Raw genomic sequence first — 17746 nt, 5'->3', positions numbered from 1 at the left:
CGGTTTAACTTAAACCAAATAAGCTATAACTATTGCTTAATACGGTTATTGGTAATTAAAGTATGGTTACAGCTAAATAATGCCTTTGTCAGTATTTGAATTCAAACAAGACAATTATCAATTATAGATTGATAAAAAAATATTACATATCAGTTTACCACTCCGCTACATTTGATCATCAATTATAATTAAATTATTTATGGGAAAAATTTTACGAATAGCCTTGCTATTGGTGATCTGTATGGCGTATAACCAGGTTTGGGCGCAAATTGCAGGAACCACAGTTTCAGGCACAGTATCCGACGAAAAAGGCGAAACCTTGCCGGGCGTCACCGTAACGGTAAAAGAAGCACAAATTTCAGCTATTACCAATGTAAACGGACAATTCAGTTTAAACGTACCGGCCACCGGCAGGGTTTTAAGATTTTCGTTTGTGGGTATGCAGCCACAAGAAATTTCTATTAATGGCCGTACGGTTGTCAATGTAATTTTAAAATCGCAGTCAACGGCACTTACCGATGTTGTGGTTATTGGTTATGGTGCTATCCGCAAAGCCGATGTTACCACAGCTATTTCATCTGTTAGCGAAAAAGACATCAAAAACTTGCCGGTAGCGGGTATCGATCAGGCATTACAGGGCAAAGTTGCAGGTGTATCGGTAACAACTAACGGCGGCCAGCCAGGTGGTGGCGTATCGGTTAGGGTACGTGGTATTACATCAACAGGTGGTAATGAGCCTTTGTATGTTATTGATGGTGTGCAAATTGCAGGACAAACGGGTAGCCAAAGCCAGGATTTTTTAGGTGGTGGTACCGGATCAACAGCGCAAAGCGTGCTGGCTACCCTAAATCCGTCTGATATTGTTTCGATAGATGTATTAAAGGATGCCGCCGCACAGGCCATTTATGGCTCACGCGCGGGCAACGGTGTGGTTATTATAACTACTAAGCGTGGTAGGGCAGGTCAATCAAGGGTTACATACGATACTTATTATGGCTTGAGCGAAATTCCTAAAAAATTAAAAGTTCTGGATTTGCGCCAAAGTGCTGAGTATTCCAATTCGTTGGTAGGGGAGATCAGGGCCACCGGTGCCGGTGCCGATAGTGTTGGCGAATTTGCCAACCCTGCAGTTTTAGGTCATGGTACCGATTGGCAGGACGAAATTTACCGCCGCGGCATCATCGCCAATCATCAATTGTCATTTTCGGGAGGTGCCGATAAAACTAATTATTTTATATCGGGTAATTATTTCAGTCAGGAAGGTACATTAATTAAAACAGGCTTTAAGAGATATACCTTACGCGCCAGTATAGACGACCAGGTTAAAGATTGGTTAAAAGTGGGTTTAAGTGCTAATTTGAGTAAGAGCAATCAGCAGATAGGCCTGGCCAACGGTTTTGATGCGGTTACCAGTGTGGTATTGTATAATAGCCCGGCTACCCCTATTCGTGATGCATTTGGCAATTACATTACACAATTGCAAATAGGTAATCAAAACTTCGGTCAGCCCAATAACCCTGTAGCACTGGCTCAATCCCGAGATGTGAGTAATGGTAATTCGAGGGCAATTGGTAACCTATATGCCGAAATTAAGTTTATGAAGGGTTTAACCCTCAGAAACGAAGGCAACTTTGATTTTAACCTAACCAACGGAAGGGCTTACCAGCCATTTTTGCAAAATAGCGTCACTAACGCTATTATATTAAGCCCAAGCCGCTTGCGCGAAGAGCGTAACCAAAGCTTTTACTACGCCATTAAAAATTATTTAAATTACGACAGGGCATTTGGCAAGCATTCCATAAACGCCACGCTTGGGCACGAGTTTCAGCGCTCGCAGTATGATTATATCAGCGCCAGCCGTAATAACCTAACCTTAAACTTAGTGTCGTTAAACGCAGGCCAAAGTGGTGATGGTTCGGGCGAAACTATTGGAGCCGGTGCGGGGATAACCAATATCGAATCGTATTTTGCCCGTGTAAATTATGCTTTCGATCAGCGTTATGCTATTAGCGCTACCGTACGCCGCGATTATTCATCACAGCTTGGGCCCGATGTAAGGGTTAGTTATTTCCCGGGCGTATCGGCATCATGGACGGCTACCAACGAAAGTTTTTTGAAAGGTTTAGATTTTTTAAATTACTTAAAACTGCGTGTTGGCGCAGGTGAGGTTGGTAATGCTAACCCGGCGGGGGCCTTTGCATACCTCGCAAATATTACTTTGTTTGGTACCGCGCCATTTGGTGCAGGCGGTATTCCTGCAAACGTACAAAATCCTAATTTAACCTGGGAAACGGTAAGAACTTATAATGCCGGTATTGATGCTACGATATTTAAGAATAAAATTGAACTAACTGTAGATGTATATAAGAAAAGTACTATCGACCTGATATTGCCAACGCAATTAGCTGCTTACTCGGGCTTAGGTACTAATTATAACGATATTCAAACCCCAATTACCAATGCCGGTAAAATGACAAATACGGGTATAGATGTAAGTATTACCTCCTATAACATTCGCGATAAAAACTTTAACTGGAAAACTACAGCTATATTCAGCCATTATAAAAACGTTTTAAACCAGCTAAATAACGATAATGCAACCATTCCCGGTCGTTTTAACGAATACGGCACCAGTAACCTGGTTACTTTAACCCAGGTTGGGCAACCGGTAGGTGTGTTTTACGGTTATGTAACCGATGGTTTGTTCAGAACTCAAGCCGAATTAAATAATGGTGTTGATTATGGTTTGGTAAGAGGCCCACAAGCCTTATGGGTAGGTGACATACGCTTTAAAGATTTAAACGGAGATGGTAAAGTTGACGACAAGGATGTTACGGTAATTGGTAACCCAAATCCTGATTTTACTTATGGTTTAACTAATACATTTTCCTATAAAGGAATAGATCTTTCCATATTTTTACAAGGCAGCTATGGTAACGACATCTTTAACTATACCCGCCGCCAAACCGAAGCATTAAACAACCCATATATTAACCAGTTAACCACTGTTTTAGACCGATATACTGCAGCTAACCCGGCAGGTAGCCTACCACGCTACAATCAATGGCAAGATAACAACCGTCGTATCTCAGACCGTTACATCGAGGATGGTTCTTACCTGCGCATACAAAATATCTCTGTAGGTTATAACCTGCCAAAAAAATGGATAAGCAAGGTTAAAATGAGTACCGCTCGTGTATTTATTTCCGGTCAAAACCTCTACACTTTTACCAATTATTCGGGTTACGATCCTGAATTGGGTGCTATTAATAATTCATCATTACTATTCAATATCGATAATGGTTCGTATCCAATACCAAGAACTTTTACAGCGGGTGTTAATATCGAATTTTAATTAATCATAATCTTTTTCAAAAATGAGAGTTCAAAACATATTTCTATTAAGCATGCTGGCCTGTATGAGCCTGGCGTGTAAAAAAAGCTTTTTAGATAGTCCGCCAACAACAGCTCCAACCACCGAAAACTACTACACTAATGCCGAACAGGTAAACGGTGCTACTGGCTTACTGTACAACTATGTATGGAATGATTGGTCTGATAAAGCATTTATTGGCGTAGGTGATATTTTAGGCGGCACGGTAACTGGTGTACAAGGTAATGCCCAATATAATTCATTTTATAATTTTAACATTCAAAGTACCGATGGTTTGGTGCTGGATACCTGGAGATCGTGCTATAAAGCGGCAGGGCAAGCAGCGGTACTGATACAAACTTTTGAAGATAAAAAGAAACAAGTGGCCGATGCGGCTTATTTAAATGTAGGTATTGCTGAAGCCAGGTTTATCCGTGGATTTGCTTATTTCTATATTGGACGCACATTTGGCGATGCACCAATAATTAATAGTCCGGTTGATTTAACCGCACCAGGTAAAGACCAGGTTCCGCGTTATTTCCAAAAAGATGTGCTGCGTTTTGCGTTGGAAGATCTGGCTTATGCCGAAGCTAATTTGCCCGAAGTTTCATATCAGGACGGCAGGGTGACGCGCTATTCGGCCAAAGGCTTAATGGCCAAAATATATCTGTATCAAAAAGATTATGCAAATGCCGCTAAAAAAGCCAAAGAAGTAATTGATTACGCCACCGCACATCCTACGCTGTTAGGGTTAAACAATTACCGCGATATGTTTACCTCTTCGCAGGTGGCTAACAACAAGAATATAGAGAACCTGTTTTCGTTACGCTGGTTAGCAGCTATGGGCTGGAACGGTGCCAACCGTTACCAGTTATATGTTGGCCCTCAGCCATTGTTAAGGCCAAAACCAACTGGTGCAAATGGTTATTCGGCAGTAATTCCATCGTTTGATATGCTGAATTCGAACACCGGTTATTACCCGAGCGATGGCCGCAGAGGATGGTCGGTAATGGAGCAGGGCTTTCATCGCGATGACTGGGTTAATGAGAGCTACCCGGCTGGTTTTACTTATGATACTACGGGCTTAGCTACCGATGATAAATTTATATTTACCGGTACCCGTTCTAATATATTAAAATATGTGGTAGGCCCCAACAGAAGCGGCGAAGTGGTAACACCGGATAGCCATAACAGTATGAGTACTTACATATTGCGCTATGCAGATGTATTGCTTATTTACGCTGAAGCTATATTGGGTACAGGTAATTCAACTTCAGATGCTGAAGCATTAAAAGCTTACAACGCCGTTCATCAGCGCGCGCAAATGAACCCGGTAACCAGTTTTACCAAAGACGAGTTATTGCATGAACGAAAGGTAGAATTTGCTTTTGAAGGCGACTACTGGTTTGATATTCAGCGCCAGGGATTTGCTAAAGCACAACAAATGATTGCCGCACAAGAGAGGGGTACTAAGGGTAGCAACGGGCAAATCAACAGCTTTAGAGCAACGCTATCATCTGCATCGCAACTATTCTTACCGGTGCCACAATCCGAAACCGTTATCGATCCACTGTTATTGCAACCTGCTGTAGCATATTACAAGTAACAAATAATTAAAAAGAAAATATAACACATGAAAAATTCAAGAATTATAATGTACCTGCTGATATTTTTCGCAGGAATGTTAGCCCTTACTTCTTGTACAAAAGAAAGTGAGCCCCAGTCAACAGCTTCCGAAAATATACAGGCAACCGGTGTAACACCTACTACGGCTAAAGGAGGCAATATAGTAACTGTTTCGGGTACTGGTTTAGGCTCTATTACCAGTATAATGTTTGATAAAGGCAGCGTACCGGCCGCATTTAACCCCAACCTGGTAACAAACGATAATATTGTGTTCCGCGTTCCCGACACGGCTAACGGCGGTGCTCAAAATATTGTAATTACCAATAGTTTGGGTAAAAAGGTTAGCGTACCTTTCACAGTAGTGGCTTTACCAATTATTAATAGTGCATCAAATTACAATTTTACAGGCGGTACACAAATAACACTTATCGGTAACAATTTAGGTGATGTGGCAACAGTAACCCTAAATGGCACCAGTCAAACGGCTACTGTAATTTCAAAAAGTAAAAAGCAACTGGTTATTACCATGCCTGCTTCAACTGTTAATAGTGCACAATTAATTGTTACCAATTCAACAGGGCCGGTTACCACCACACAGGAGTTTGTAAATTACGATAAGGCCTTTAAGATATTTACCGAAGGGTACGATAATGGTTACCAGGATGCATCATGGGGTGATATTGGTAAGATTTATTCAAACGTTGCTATATCAGGAACCAGATCGGTTGGGAAAACATTTGCAGCAGGTAACTGGCATCAGTTTGGTTTTGGCTTTAACAACATCAATAAAACCGACAATTATACCTACTTAACCTTTTGGATAAAGGGTGGAACAAAAGATTATAACTTGTGGATATCATCGGCAGCCAGTAAAGGTGGTTACGCAAGCTTTAATGATAACGCTAAAATCTTGGTTCCTAAAAGTGTTTGGACGTACTTTAAAATACCGATGAGCCAGCTTGATCTGTTCAATACCGGTAACTCATTTAACCAGTTGGGCTGGCGAATTCAAGGACCCGAAGGCCAAGATGAAACATTTTACTTAGATGATGTAATGTTCCTTAAATAAATATTTTTTACTTAAAATGGAAAGCCTGGCATAAACCAGGCTTTTTTTATGGATATATGATTGCTACACAAAATTTGAGAGGAGTATTTAACATAAATGAACTTTAGAGTTAATTTAGTATTATATTGCATTGCCATTTATTATACCTATATTATGAATACTAATGTGATGCACGAAATAACGCCGCTAACACCCGGCGATTGCTTTACTATTTTTTCAAGGGTTAAACAAAAATTTGACTTTCCGCTTCATTACCATGATGAGTATGAACTTAATTTAATACTAAACGCAAGCGGTGCAAAGCGTGTAGTAGGAGGGCATATTGAGGAAATTCGCGAATTGGAACTGGTGCTGGTAGGCCCCAACTTATACCATGCCTGGATGACACACCATTGTGAGTCGGAATCAATTACCGAGATCACTATTCAGTTTCACCATGATTTGTTTGAGGATAAATTTTTAAGCCGGAACCAGTTAGGCTTTGTTAAAAACATGCTCGAACGCTCGCAAAGAGGAATTAGCTTTTCGCCTGAAACCATTATTGCGTTAAAAGATAGAATTGTGTCTTTAAACCGTAAGAACGGCTTTGATTCGGTACTGGAACTGATGTCTATCCTGCATGACCTGTCAATCTCCCGCAATATGAAAACCCTTTCGGAGCCTTTTTTTGGCAACGAAAAACCGGTGTACAATAGCCGCCGTATAGAAAAGGTTTTTGAATACATGAACGCCAATTACAGCAAGCTCATTACACTGGCCGAGGTAGCTAAAATTGCTAACATGCCCGAGGCTTCTTTTAGTCGCTTTATAAAAAAGAGAACCAATAAAACCTTTATCGATAGCCTGAACGAAATACGGCTTGGCCATGCCTCGCGTATGCTTATCGATACTACTTATACCGTTGCCGAAATTGCCTACAAATGCGGCTTTAATAACATCTCTAACTTTAACCGGCTGTTTAAACGAAAAAAACTTTGCATTCCAAAAGAGTTCAGGGAGACCTATGTGGGCAACCGCGTTTTCATTTAGGCAGCTGTATTTTCTTTAAAAGTTGCCGAAATACATATTATTTGGTTAAAAAAGTATTAGTCTTTAGTAGCCCTGTAAAATATCTTTGAATAGCCAATTATCAGCACCTGTTACACGGTTTTGCAATGCGTTATAAACGTGTTGTAATTATGGGTGTAACCATTATTGCTCCTTTATAAAACATGAAAATATCTTTATTAGATGCATCTATTATAATACTATATCTGCTTACCACTGTATTTATTGGTTTTTGGTATAAAAACAAAGCACGGGAAAATAAGGAGAGTTACATGATGGGTGGTAAAACGCTGCCCTGGTACATGCTTGGGTTGAGCGATGCTTCGGACATGTTTGATATTAGCGGCACCATGTGGATGGTTAGCTTATGTTTTACCTACGGCATGAAAAGCATCTGGATACCCTGGTTGTGGCCTGTATTTAACCAGGTGTTTTTAATGATGTACCTCTCACGCTGGCTGCGCCGTTCTAACGCCACAACAGGGGCCGAGTGGTTGGAAACCCGTTTTGGTAAAACCGGTGCGGGTGTAGGTAATTCCCATAAAATAGTTATTGTATTTGCGCTGCTCAGTTGCCTCGGCTTTTTAGCATACGGCTTTATAGGTTTAGGTAAGTTTATCGAAATATTTGTACCCTGGAATTTTATTCAGCCCTATATTCCGTTCGATATTGCCCCGCAGTATGTGCCGCATGTGTACGGCATCATTTTTACCCTGTTTGCCATGTTCTATTCTATTTTGGGCGGCATGCATAGCATTGTTGTGGGCGATGTGATCAAATACGTTATTATGACCATAGCTTGTATATGGGTAGCTATTATAGCTTTCATGAAATTAAAAACGGGTACATTGAACGTTCCAGACGGCTGGTACAGCCCGTTCTTCGGCTCCAGGCTTAACCTCGACTGGACACAGATTATTCCCGAAGTTAACCGTAAGATCAAAAGTGACGGTTATTCATTGTTCGCCATCTTTTTTATGATGATGACCTTTAAAGGTTTTTTTGCTGCGCTGGCCGGTCCGGCCCCCAATTACGATATGCAAAAGATCCTTTCTACCCGTTCGCCCGAAGAGGCCAGTAAAATGAGCGGTTTTGTTTCCATTATTTTGCTACCCATCCGTTATGCGCTGGTAATAGGTTTAACGGTGCTTGGTTTGCTCTACTTCAGTCAAATGAATTTGAAAAGCCCCGGCGGCGAAATTGATTTTGAACGCATACTGCCTGTAGTAATTAACAATTTTTTACCGGTAGGCTTAGTTGGCTTACTGCTTACGGGTTTGTTAGGGGCTTTTATGGGTACTTTTAGCGGTACACTTAACGCTGCGCAGGCTTATATTGTAAATGATATTTACCTCAAATATGTTAACCCCGAGGCATCAACCCAAAAGGTGATCTACATGAATTATGTGGTGGGAATATTGGTGGTAACCGTAGGGGTAGTGCTCGGCTTTTTTGTACGCGATGTTAGCCAGGTGCTTAACTGGATCGTGTCGGCACTGTATGGTGGTTATATTGCATCAAATGTGCTTAAATGGCATTGGTGGCGTTTTAATGCCAATGGCTTTTTTTGGGGAATGCTGGCTGGTATAGTAACCGCTATGGTACTCTCTAAACTGGTACCCGATGATCGCTTGCTGTACTATTTCCCGGTGTTATTCACCGTATCGTTAGCTGGCTCAATTATAGGTGCGTATGCCGCTCCGGCAACAGATATGGCCGTGCTTAAAGCATTCTACAGCAATGTTCGTCCCTGGGGTTTTTGGGAACCGGTAAAAACGGAAGTGTTAAAAGATGACCCGGCTTTCGTGCCCAATAAAAATTTCAAATTAAATATGTTTAACGTGGTACTGGGTACCGGGGCGCAGTTATGCCTCACCATTTTGCCAATGTACCTCATACTAATGCAGCGCTTGCCTTTAATGGTTACCATAGCTTTGCTGGTGGTTATTATTTTGATATTGAAAAGAACGTGGTGGAATAAATTAAATGACTATTGATAATCATATTATGATACAGGATTTCGACGCTAAATTAACAGAGCTTCAACATAAACATCAACAATTGGTAAGCAGGCCAAACCAACCGATTGAAGATTTTAATGGCATCTACCAACGGTATATATACCCGGTGCTTACTGCTGCACATACACCGTTGAACTGGCGTTACGATTTCAATCCCGAAACAAACCCATACCTCATGGAACGGATAGGGGTAAACGCCGTATTTAATGCCGGTGCTATCAAATGGAATGGCAGGTATTTGATGGTTGCCCGTGTGGAAGGTTCGGATCGTAAGTCGTTTTTTGCGATGGCCGAAAGCCCTAACGGTATAGATAATTTTATATTTTGGGATTACCCCATCCAAATGCCCGAAACGGAAAACCCGGATGTGAATATTTATGATATGCGCCTTACCCGGCATGAGGACGGATTTATTTACGGCCTGTTTTGTACCGAACGCCGCGACCCTACCGCCCCGGCTCACGATCAGTCGATGGCTATTGCCGCTTGTGGTATTGCCCGTACGCTTGATTTTGTGAATTGGGAACGCCTGCCCGATCTGAAAACATCATCGGCGCAGCAGCGTAATGTGGTTTTGCACCCCGAGTTTGTTAATGGACAGTATGCGTTGTACACCCGTCCGCAGGATAGCTTTATCAACGCGGGTACCGGTGGCGGTATAGGTTTAGGCTTATGCAGTGATATAACCAACCCGGTAGTAGATAAGGAGGTAATCATCGATAACAAAAACTACCATACGGTTTATGAAGCCAAGAACGGACAGGGGCCTGCACCTATTAAAACTGATAAAGGCTGGCTGCACCTGGCGCATGGTGTACGCAATACGGCTGCCGGTTTGCGCTATGTATTGTATATGTTCATGACAGATTTGAATGACCTGACTAAGGTTATATACAAACCGGCGGGATACTTTTTAGCACCCGAAGGTGAAGAACGTATTGGTGATGTATCTAACGTGGTGTTTTGCAACGGCTGGATCAGGGACGATGATGATCAGGTTTTTGTGTATTACGCATCATCAGACATCCGGATGCACGTGGCGGTGTCATCGGTAGGGCAACTACTCGATTATGTAATGAATACCCCGGCCGATGAATTGCGTTCGGCATCATCAGTAAACGCTATATACAAACTGGTTAACAGCAATCAACAAATCAGTTTAACCGTAAAGCAATCCTGAAAATCATCATATGTTACCGCAACCCGAAATAGCACCTATACTCAACATTTATAAAGACGAGGTAACTACCGAATTGCACAACATACTCAACTACTGGATGCAATACACGCCCGATTATGAAAACGGCGGCTATTACGGAAAGATAGACCATCAAAACACGGTTCATATATATGCGCCCAAGGGCTGTGTAATGCATGCACGTATTTTATGGTCGTTTTCGGCGGCTTATAATTATGAGGCTAAAGGCAGCTATCTGCTTCATGCCAAACGGGCATTTAACTATATTTTAAACCATTTTATAGATCCCCTTTGCGGCGGTGTTTATTGGACTGTTGCCTACAACGGCGAACCTTTGGATACTAAAAAACAAGTATATGCCAACGCTTTCGTAATTTATGCAATGGCCGAATATTACAGGGCATCGGCTAACAACGTGGCTAAAGAAACAGCGATTGAATTATACAGGCTCCTGATCGCAAAAAGCTATGATAGTGAGTTAACCGGCTATTTTGAAGCATTTACCCGCGAATGGAAACCTATTGGCGATTTGCGTTTAAGCGTAAAAGATGCAAACGAGAAAAAGACCATGAATACGCACCTTCATGTTTTAGAGGCCTATGCCAACTTATATCGCATCTGGCCCGATAGGGAACTAAAAGTACAGATCACAAACCTGCTCTATAACTTTTTAGATCACATCATCAATCTCAAAACAGGCCATCTTGGGCTGTTTTTTAATGAATTATGGGATCTTAAATCTGATACCATATCGTATGGACATGATATTGAAGCGGCCTGGTTACTTTTGGAAGCTGCCGAAGTTATAGAAGATAAAGTACTTGCAAGCCAGTTAAAACTGGTCGGCATAAAAATGGCCGACGCTGCTTTAGAGGGTATGGACGAAGATTTTGGTCTGTGGTATGAATATGAACCATCGCAAAAACATCTCATCCGCCAAAAGCATTGGTGGGTACAATCAGAAGCTATGGTAGGTTTTTTTAATGCCTGGCAAATTACCGGCGATACACGTTACGCCGATATTTCGGTTAACAACTGGAACTTTGTAAAAGAGCACATTCTTGATAAAAAAAGTGGCGAATGGGTATGGGGTATTTATGCCGATAATGCTTTAATGCCGGGGCAAGACAAGGTTGGTATCTGGAAATGCCCTTACCATAATAGCCGGGCCTGTATAGAGATTATTAAGCGGATAAGTTAGTAACCAATTAAATTATGAGGTATTTTAAACAGGCAGGTCCATTAACACTGTTGGCTTTGCTGGCACTGCAAGCGTGTAAAAAAGATAAAAACTTTGGTGGCGGTGAAACGCCAACTTTCGATACCGGCACCGGCACAGGTTTTACCGCAAAGGCATCAGACCCCGCTACTGCTAATACCGCAGGCTTTTTTATGGACAACTGGCAACCCAAAACATTCTCGGTTTCTTCTACCACAGCATCTGCAAAACCAGGTTTGACCGAAGTGGGAACAACCGTTACCGTGGATTTAAGCCAGGTTACTGCTAAAGTTTCGCGCTACATGTATGGTAATAACGTAAACCCATACATGGGCCAGCTTACCGATGCTGTTTTACTGAACCATATTACCAATTTAAACCCGGGCATTTTGCGTGCACCGGGTGGCAGTTTATCTGATGTTTATTTTTGGAATGCTGCCGATGGAGCAGCCCCCACCGATGTGCCAGCACAATTAACCGATTACCAGGGAACAGTAACTGCTGCAAATTACTGGTATGGCAAAAATACCGGCAGCTGGACCTGTAGCCTTGATAATTATTATGCCATGTTAAGGCAAACCAATAGCACAGCCATACTTACGGTTAATTATGGCTACGCCCGCTACGGAACCGGGCCAACCCCTGTGCAAACCGCTGCACATTTAGCAGCCAATTGGGTGAGGTATGATAAGGGGCGAACCAAATACTGGGAAGTGGGCAATGAGAATTACGGGAACTGGGAAGCCGGATATAATATTGATGTAACTAAGAACAAAGACGGCCAGCCTAAATACCTCACCGGCGATCTGTACGGTCAGCATTTTAAGGTATTTGCCGATTCGATGCGTAAGGCAGCTGCCGATGTAGGTGCCACTATCAAAATCGGCACTGTAATGGTAGATGCCGAATACGCTACAAATCCAACCATTATAAAAAACTGGAATAAACAGGTGTTAGCACAGGCAGGTAACTCGCCCGATTTCTATGTAGTACACAGCTATTATACGCCTTATAATACCAATGCGTCTCCCGATATAATTTTACCAACGGCCGTAACCGAGTCTAAAGCCATTGCCGAATATATTAAACTGAGTGCGCAGGCGGCGGGTGTTACTCAAAAACCTATTGCACTAACCGAGTGGAATATCAACTCTACAGGCTCGCGCCAAATGGTATCGAACATTGCAGGCCTGCACGCAGTAATGGTTTTAGGCGAGGTCATCAAAAATGGATTTGGTATGGCCGCTCGCTGGGATCTGGCTAATGCCTGGGACCAGGGTAACGACCACGGTTTGCTTAATAACCCCATTACCACCGGTAACACGGAGCCCGGCGCAGCCGCATGGAACCCTCGCCCGGCATTCTTTTATCTCTACTATTTTCAAAAATATTTTGGCGACCGCATGGTGCCTACTTCAGCCACCGGCAGTACCGATGTGGTAAGCTACAGCTCAACCTTTAACTCAGGTGAAGCAGGTGTGGTGCTGGTAAACAAAGGGGCATCGGCACAAACCGTTGCGGTTAAAGTAAACAACTTTGATATCGGCACAAGTTATTACTACTACACCCTTAACGGTGGTGCCGATAACGGCAACTTTTCGGGCCAGGTGAAAGTTAACGGGCAGGGGCCGGCTGGCAGTACGGGTGGTCCGGGTAATTATACAACTATTGCGCCTTACACTGCGGCTGTATCAGGTGGTATCCGGGTTACCATTCCGGCTTATGGAGCTATGTTTATGGTGGTCGCTAAAAAATAAATTCAAACTTATTATCATGAAAAATTTATTAACCAAATGTTTACTTACCGCATTGTTGACCGTTTTTACTTGCAGCGCACTGCGGGCACAGGATGAGGCAGCACCGGTTAAGGTTGAAAAAAAAGCAGGTGTGCAAAAGGTAACCAACCTGGCACCAACTCCGCCCATGGGCTGGAATAGCTGGAACACGTTTCAAACTAAAATAGATGAGAAATTACTGCGCGATATGGTAGATACCTACGTATCGTCGGGTATGCGCGATGCCGGTTATCAATTTTTTGTGCTGGATGATGGCTGGATGGCCATGGAACGTGATAAAAACGGAAGCCTGATAGCCGACCCTAAAAAGTTTCCTGCCGGTATGAAAGCTTTTGCCGATTACGTGCATAGCAAGGGCTTAAAGTTTGGCATTTATAATTGTGCAGGCGATAAAACATGCGGTGGTTATCCTGGTACCCGTGGCCATGAGTATGAAGATGCACGCCTTTACGCCTCGTGGGGTGTTGATTACTTGAAGTACGACTGGTGTAATACTGACAGCTTAAACGCCCGTGAGGCCTATATTACCATGGCGCGTGCTTTACAGGCTACAGGCAGACCTATCTTGTTCAGCTTATGCGAGTGGGGCAATCACCAACCCTGGTTATGGGCCAATGGGGTAGGCGAAATGTACAGAGCCACCGGCGATATCACAGCCAATTTTGATAAGGACAAACACATGGGTAGCTGGACGGCGTTAAGTGTGATGACTATTTTGGATAAAATGCCGGCCATCCGCAGGTATAATGGCCCTAACCACTGGAACGATCCCGATATGCTGGAGGTAGGCAACGGAATGAGTTATGCAGAAGACAAAGCACATTTTTCGTTATGGTGCATGCTGGCAGCTCCGCTCATGGCCGGTAACGATCTGCGCAAGATGTCGCCGCAAAGCCAAAGCATTTTGACTAACAAAGAAGCTATTGCCATTAACCAGGATGCGTTAGGCATATCGGCCTACCGGTATTTTGCTTTCGATGGTTTAGAGATTTGGGTGAAACCCATGAACAACAACAACTGGGCGGTATGTTTTTTAAACCGTGCCAATCATCCGCAAAATATTAATTACGTATGGGCCGAACACGCCCTGCACGACGCGCAAACCAAATTAGGTGTCGACTTTGCCAAAACCAATTATAAACTGCGCAATGTTTGGGCTAAAAAAGATGCCGGTACTACAAAAACTGCTTTTAAACAAACTATACCGGCTCATGATGCGGTTATGTTTATGCTCACCAAATAATTAATACCGTTTACCATGCAGTGCTTTAAAAAAACTTTGCTATTACTGGTTACCGGCCTAACGGTTTTAACAGCACAAGGCACTATCCGCTTACCTCAATTGGTAGGTAACCACATGGTATTGCAGCGTAATAAACCTGTAAACGTATGGGGCTGGGCTAATGCAGGTGAAAAGGTAACTATCACGTTTAAAAGTCACGTTTATAATGCCACAACTGCGCAAAACGGTAAATGGAAAGTACGGTTACCTCAAATGCAGGCTGGCGGACCTTACAAAATGGTTTTAAACGGAGATAACAAAATTACGCTCGATGATATACTGGTAGGCGATGTGTGGTTGTGCTCCGGGCAGTCAAATATGGAGTTCCCGTTATCCATAGCCAACAATGCCGAAGAAGAGATCAGGAATGCCAATTACCCTAACATTCGCTTATTTTCTGTGAATAAAAGTTTATCGTTAACCCTTATGGATGATACAAAAGGCCATTGGGCGGCCTGCAACAGTCGGGCGGTTGCAAATTTCAGTGCTATAGGTTACTTTTTTGCCCGAGAAATTCAGCAGAAATTACATATTCCCATTGGCTTAATTAATGCCAGTTGGGGAGGTACGGTTATTGAAAGCTGGATAAGTGCCTACGGCATAGCCAGTGAACCAACTTTCGGCCCCATGGCACAAAATTTAGCACAAACAGATACTGCTGATTATAATGCTAAACACCGCGCTATGTATGCTGCCTGGATAGCCAATTTTATACAGCAGGATGCAGGTAGTAAAAACGGCAAACCGCTGTGGGCTGAACCCGGTTTAAATACTTCATACTGGCAAACTATTAACCTGCCCATTACCTGGGAGTTTACCGGTAAAAACGATCTGTGGGAAATGGACGGCATTGTTTGGTTTCGCAAAACTATACAACTTACCAAGGCCGATCTGCAAAGCGATGCCACGCTAAGCCTGGGTGTTATTCAAAATGCTGATGTAACGTATGTAAACGGCATTGAAGTTGGCCGTATTCCTGAAGCCTGGGGTAAGTACCGTTCCTATACTATTCCTAAATCTGTATTAAAAGAAGGCAACAATGTAATTGCCGTGAAGGTAGAAAATTATGGTGGCGATGGTGGTTTCTCTGACCCGGCTAAAAACTTTTTTATTAAAACAGGCAGCCGTAGCCTAAGTATCGCCGGCACCTGGCAATATAAAGTTGGTTACCAGTTAACTAAATACGATAGGCCCACCAAAGAGTATGGCCCTAATAATGGGCCAACGCTGTTGTACAAAACCATGGTAAACCCGCTAATAAACTACAGTATTAAAGGTGTGCTTTGGTACCAGGGCGAAAGCAACTGGTTTAGAGGAGAGCAGTACCGCGAGTTGTTTCCAAGGATGATCAGCGATTGGCGTAAGCAGTTTGATCAAGGCAGTCTCCCGTTTTTGTACGTACAGTTAGCCAATTACCATCGTAAGGCAATATCACCCCGAGGTTCTTATTGGGCCGAAGTTCGCGAAGCACAGGATAGGGCGTTGAAGCTACCCAACACGGGTATGGTTACCGCTATTGACGTGGGCGATTCGGCAAATATCCATCCTAAAAACAAACAAATTATTGGCCATCGTTTGGCGTTGCTTGCCCAGCAGCAGGTGTATAAATTACCGGTAAAGGGCCAAGGGCCGCGTTACCGGTCTTTCAAAGCAAAAGAAAATTACATACTGATCAAAGTGGATCACATCAGCGATGGTTTAAAGACTGTAAAAAACCTCAATAACTTTCAAATTGCTGGTGCCGACGAGCGCTTTTATTGGGCCAAGGCCGAAGTGCTTAATAAAAACACCGTTAAAGTTTATGCCGGAGAGGTTCCATCGCCGGTTGCTGTTCGTTATGCCTGGGAAGATAACCCGGCCAACGCCAATGTTTACAATAGCAACGGTTTGCCCTTGTTTCCCTTCCGTACCGATAACTGGAAGGGTTTAAGCAATGGAAATACAATAGATAAATAAACAATACTATTTACTACCAATTATGAAATTTCTATTTAATCTTACTTTAGCGGCGGCTTTGTTGCAAGGCATGCATGCCAAGGCACAGCAGCTTTATGCCCCCTGCGACCCCAAGGCCACCTATCAAACCCGCTTCCTATTTAGCAGTATGCAGCGTTTACAGGGTGCAGGAGCATTGTTTGCCCATCATGATGCCACAGCTTATGGGGTAGGATGGAAGTTTGATAAAAACCGGTCGGATGTAAAGAGCGTTACTGGCTCATACCCTGCTATATATGGTTGGGACTTTGCCAAAATAGAACATGACAGTACCCGCGATATTAACGGCATTCCGTTTAAGCTACAGCGTAAATTGGTAAAGCAAGCCTACAACAGGGGGGGTATTAATACCTTTTGCTGGCATGTAGACAATCCTTTTAATGGTAAAACTGCCTGGGATACCACGCATAATTCGGTTAAAGAAATTTTGCCGGGTGGTAGTGCCCATGCCACGTATGTGCAATACCTTAACCGGATGGCCAAATATATCCGTACTTTAAAAGGTGGTGAGGGCGAAGCCATTCCGCTTTTGTTTCGTCCGTTTCACGAGCTTACGGGTAACTGGTTCTGGTGGTGCCGCAATACCTGCACTCCCGAAGAATTTAAAACATTATGGCGATTTACCATCGATTATTTGCGTAATCAAAAAAACCTGCATAATTTGCTTATCGTTTATTCCGTAGCCGATTTTGATACCAAAGAAGATTTTTTGCTGCGCTATCCCGGAGACGAATATGCAGACTTTGTTGGCTTTGATAATTACTGTTATAAAAGCGTACCACAGTATCAACAAAAGTTAGGAATGAGGCTGGCTCTTCAGCAGCGAATTGCCGATGAGCACCATAAATTAACCTGCCTGGCCGAAACAGGTTACGAACAAATACCTATGGCCGACTGGTGGACTCAAGTTTTACAGCCCGAACTGCAAAAGAATAATAAAACATCTTACGTACTGGCCTGGCGTAATGGCCGTACCGATCATTATTACACCCCTTACCCGGGGCAAATTAGTGAACAGGATTTTATCAGGTTTTTCAACAGTAAAAGCAATATATTTCAAAACCGTTTAACGCCTTTAGCTGTGTACGGAAAATACATTGTTCCAGGTACTTATAAATAA

The 17746-nt window shown here is 43.0% G+C and carries 11 protein-coding genes; all 11 read left to right on the top strand.

Going from position 1 to position 17746, the window contains the following annotated elements; all coding sequences use genetic code 11:
- Positions 1–199: 199 nt before the first annotated feature.
- The 11 genes from ACFQ3S_RS13470 to ACFQ3S_RS13420 all read left to right on the top strand — a co-directional run bounded on the left by ACFQ3S_RS13470 (position 200) and on the right by ACFQ3S_RS13420 (position 17746).
- Entirely contained in the window at positions 200–3355 is a 3156-nt protein-coding gene (locus ACFQ3S_RS13470; protein WP_377165264.1) for a SusC/RagA family TonB-linked outer membrane protein, read from the top strand.
- 22 nt (positions 3356–3377) lie between these two features.
- Positions 3378–4979, top strand: a complete 1602-nt coding sequence (locus ACFQ3S_RS13465; protein ID WP_377165262.1) for a RagB/SusD family nutrient uptake outer membrane protein — start codon at positions 3378–3380, stop codon at positions 4977–4979.
- 27 nt (positions 4980–5006) lie between these two features.
- Positions 5007–6068, top strand: coding sequence for an IPT/TIG domain-containing protein (locus ACFQ3S_RS13460; RefSeq protein WP_377165260.1), 1062 nt, complete (start codon positions 5007–5009; stop codon positions 6066–6068).
- Between the two features lie 96 nt (positions 6069–6164).
- Positions 6165–7097, top strand: coding sequence for an AraC family transcriptional regulator (locus ACFQ3S_RS13455; protein ID WP_377165258.1), 933 nt, complete (start codon positions 6165–6167; stop codon positions 7095–7097).
- 182 nt (positions 7098–7279) lie between these two features.
- Complete coding sequence (locus tag ACFQ3S_RS13450) at positions 7280–9112, top strand: sodium:solute symporter family protein (RefSeq protein ID WP_377165256.1); 1833 nt, start codon at positions 7280–7282, stop codon at positions 9110–9112.
- On the top strand, positions 9102–10316 hold the full coding sequence (locus ACFQ3S_RS13445; RefSeq protein WP_377165254.1) for a glycoside hydrolase family 130 protein: 1215 nt from the start codon (positions 9102–9104) through the stop codon (positions 10314–10316). The genes ACFQ3S_RS13450 and ACFQ3S_RS13445 overlap by 11 nt, the downstream gene beginning before the upstream one ends.
- Before the next feature lie 10 nt (positions 10317–10326).
- The gene (locus ACFQ3S_RS13440; protein WP_377165252.1) at positions 10327–11535 is read left to right on the top strand and encodes an AGE family epimerase/isomerase; all 1209 of its coding nucleotides are present in this window, start codon (positions 10327–10329) and stop codon (positions 11533–11535) included.
- A gap of 14 nt (positions 11536–11549) precedes the next feature.
- Positions 11550–13310 carry an alpha-L-arabinofuranosidase gene (locus tag ACFQ3S_RS13435; protein WP_377165250.1) on the top strand — a complete coding sequence of 587 codons (1761 nt, stop codon included), beginning with the start codon at positions 11550–11552 and terminating at the stop codon, positions 13308–13310.
- Positions 13311–13326: 16 nt separating this feature from the next.
- Positions 13327–14592 (top strand): glycoside hydrolase family 27 protein, encoded by a 1266-nt coding sequence (locus ACFQ3S_RS13430; RefSeq protein ID WP_377165248.1) that lies wholly within the window; start codon positions 13327–13329, stop codon positions 14590–14592.
- Positions 14593–14607: 15 nt separating this feature from the next.
- The gene (locus ACFQ3S_RS13425; RefSeq protein WP_377165246.1) at positions 14608–16587 is read left to right on the top strand and encodes a sialate O-acetylesterase; all 1980 of its coding nucleotides are present in this window, start codon (positions 14608–14610) and stop codon (positions 16585–16587) included.
- A gap of 22 nt (positions 16588–16609) precedes the next feature.
- On the top strand, positions 16610–17746 hold the full coding sequence (locus ACFQ3S_RS13420) for a glycoside hydrolase family 26 protein (RefSeq protein WP_377165244.1): 1137 nt from the start codon (positions 16610–16612) through the stop codon (positions 17744–17746).

It is taken from the genome of Mucilaginibacter terrae, from assembly GCF_042679325.1.
Classification (GTDB): domain Bacteria; phylum Bacteroidota; class Bacteroidia; order Sphingobacteriales; family Sphingobacteriaceae; genus Mucilaginibacter; species Mucilaginibacter terrae.
This window is presented reverse-complemented; position numbering and strand designations above follow the sequence as displayed.

What these genes read in the sequence shown, in the direction of transcription:
- ACFQ3S_RS13470 (WP_377165264.1), top strand. Translation starts at nt 200, where the DNA reads ATGGGAAAAATTTTACGAATAGCCTTGCTATTGGTGATCTGTATGGCG.
- ACFQ3S_RS13465 (WP_377165262.1), top strand. Translation starts at nt 3,378, where the DNA reads ATGAGAGTTCAAAACATATTTCTATTAAGCATGCTGGCCTGTATGAGC.
- ACFQ3S_RS13460 (WP_377165260.1), top strand. Translation starts at nt 5,007, where the DNA reads ATGAAAAATTCAAGAATTATAATGTACCTGCTGATATTTTTCGCAGGA.
- ACFQ3S_RS13455 (WP_377165258.1), top strand. Translation starts at nt 6,165, where the DNA reads ATGAACTTTAGAGTTAATTTAGTATTATATTGCATTGCCATTTATTAT.
- ACFQ3S_RS13450 (WP_377165256.1), top strand. Translation starts at nt 7,280, where the DNA reads ATGAAAATATCTTTATTAGATGCATCTATTATAATACTATATCTGCTT.
- ACFQ3S_RS13445 (WP_377165254.1), top strand. Translation starts at nt 9,102, where the DNA reads ATGACTATTGATAATCATATTATGATACAGGATTTCGACGCTAAATTA.
- ACFQ3S_RS13440 (WP_377165252.1), top strand. Translation starts at nt 10,327, where the DNA reads ATGTTACCGCAACCCGAAATAGCACCTATACTCAACATTTATAAAGAC.
- ACFQ3S_RS13435 (WP_377165250.1), top strand. Translation starts at nt 11,550, where the DNA reads ATGAGGTATTTTAAACAGGCAGGTCCATTAACACTGTTGGCTTTGCTG.
- ACFQ3S_RS13430 (WP_377165248.1), top strand. Translation starts at nt 13,327, where the DNA reads ATGAAAAATTTATTAACCAAATGTTTACTTACCGCATTGTTGACCGTT.
- ACFQ3S_RS13425 (WP_377165246.1), top strand. Translation starts at nt 14,608, where the DNA reads ATGCAGTGCTTTAAAAAAACTTTGCTATTACTGGTTACCGGCCTAACG.
- ACFQ3S_RS13420 (WP_377165244.1), top strand. Translation starts at nt 16,610, where the DNA reads ATGAAATTTCTATTTAATCTTACTTTAGCGGCGGCTTTGTTGCAAGGC.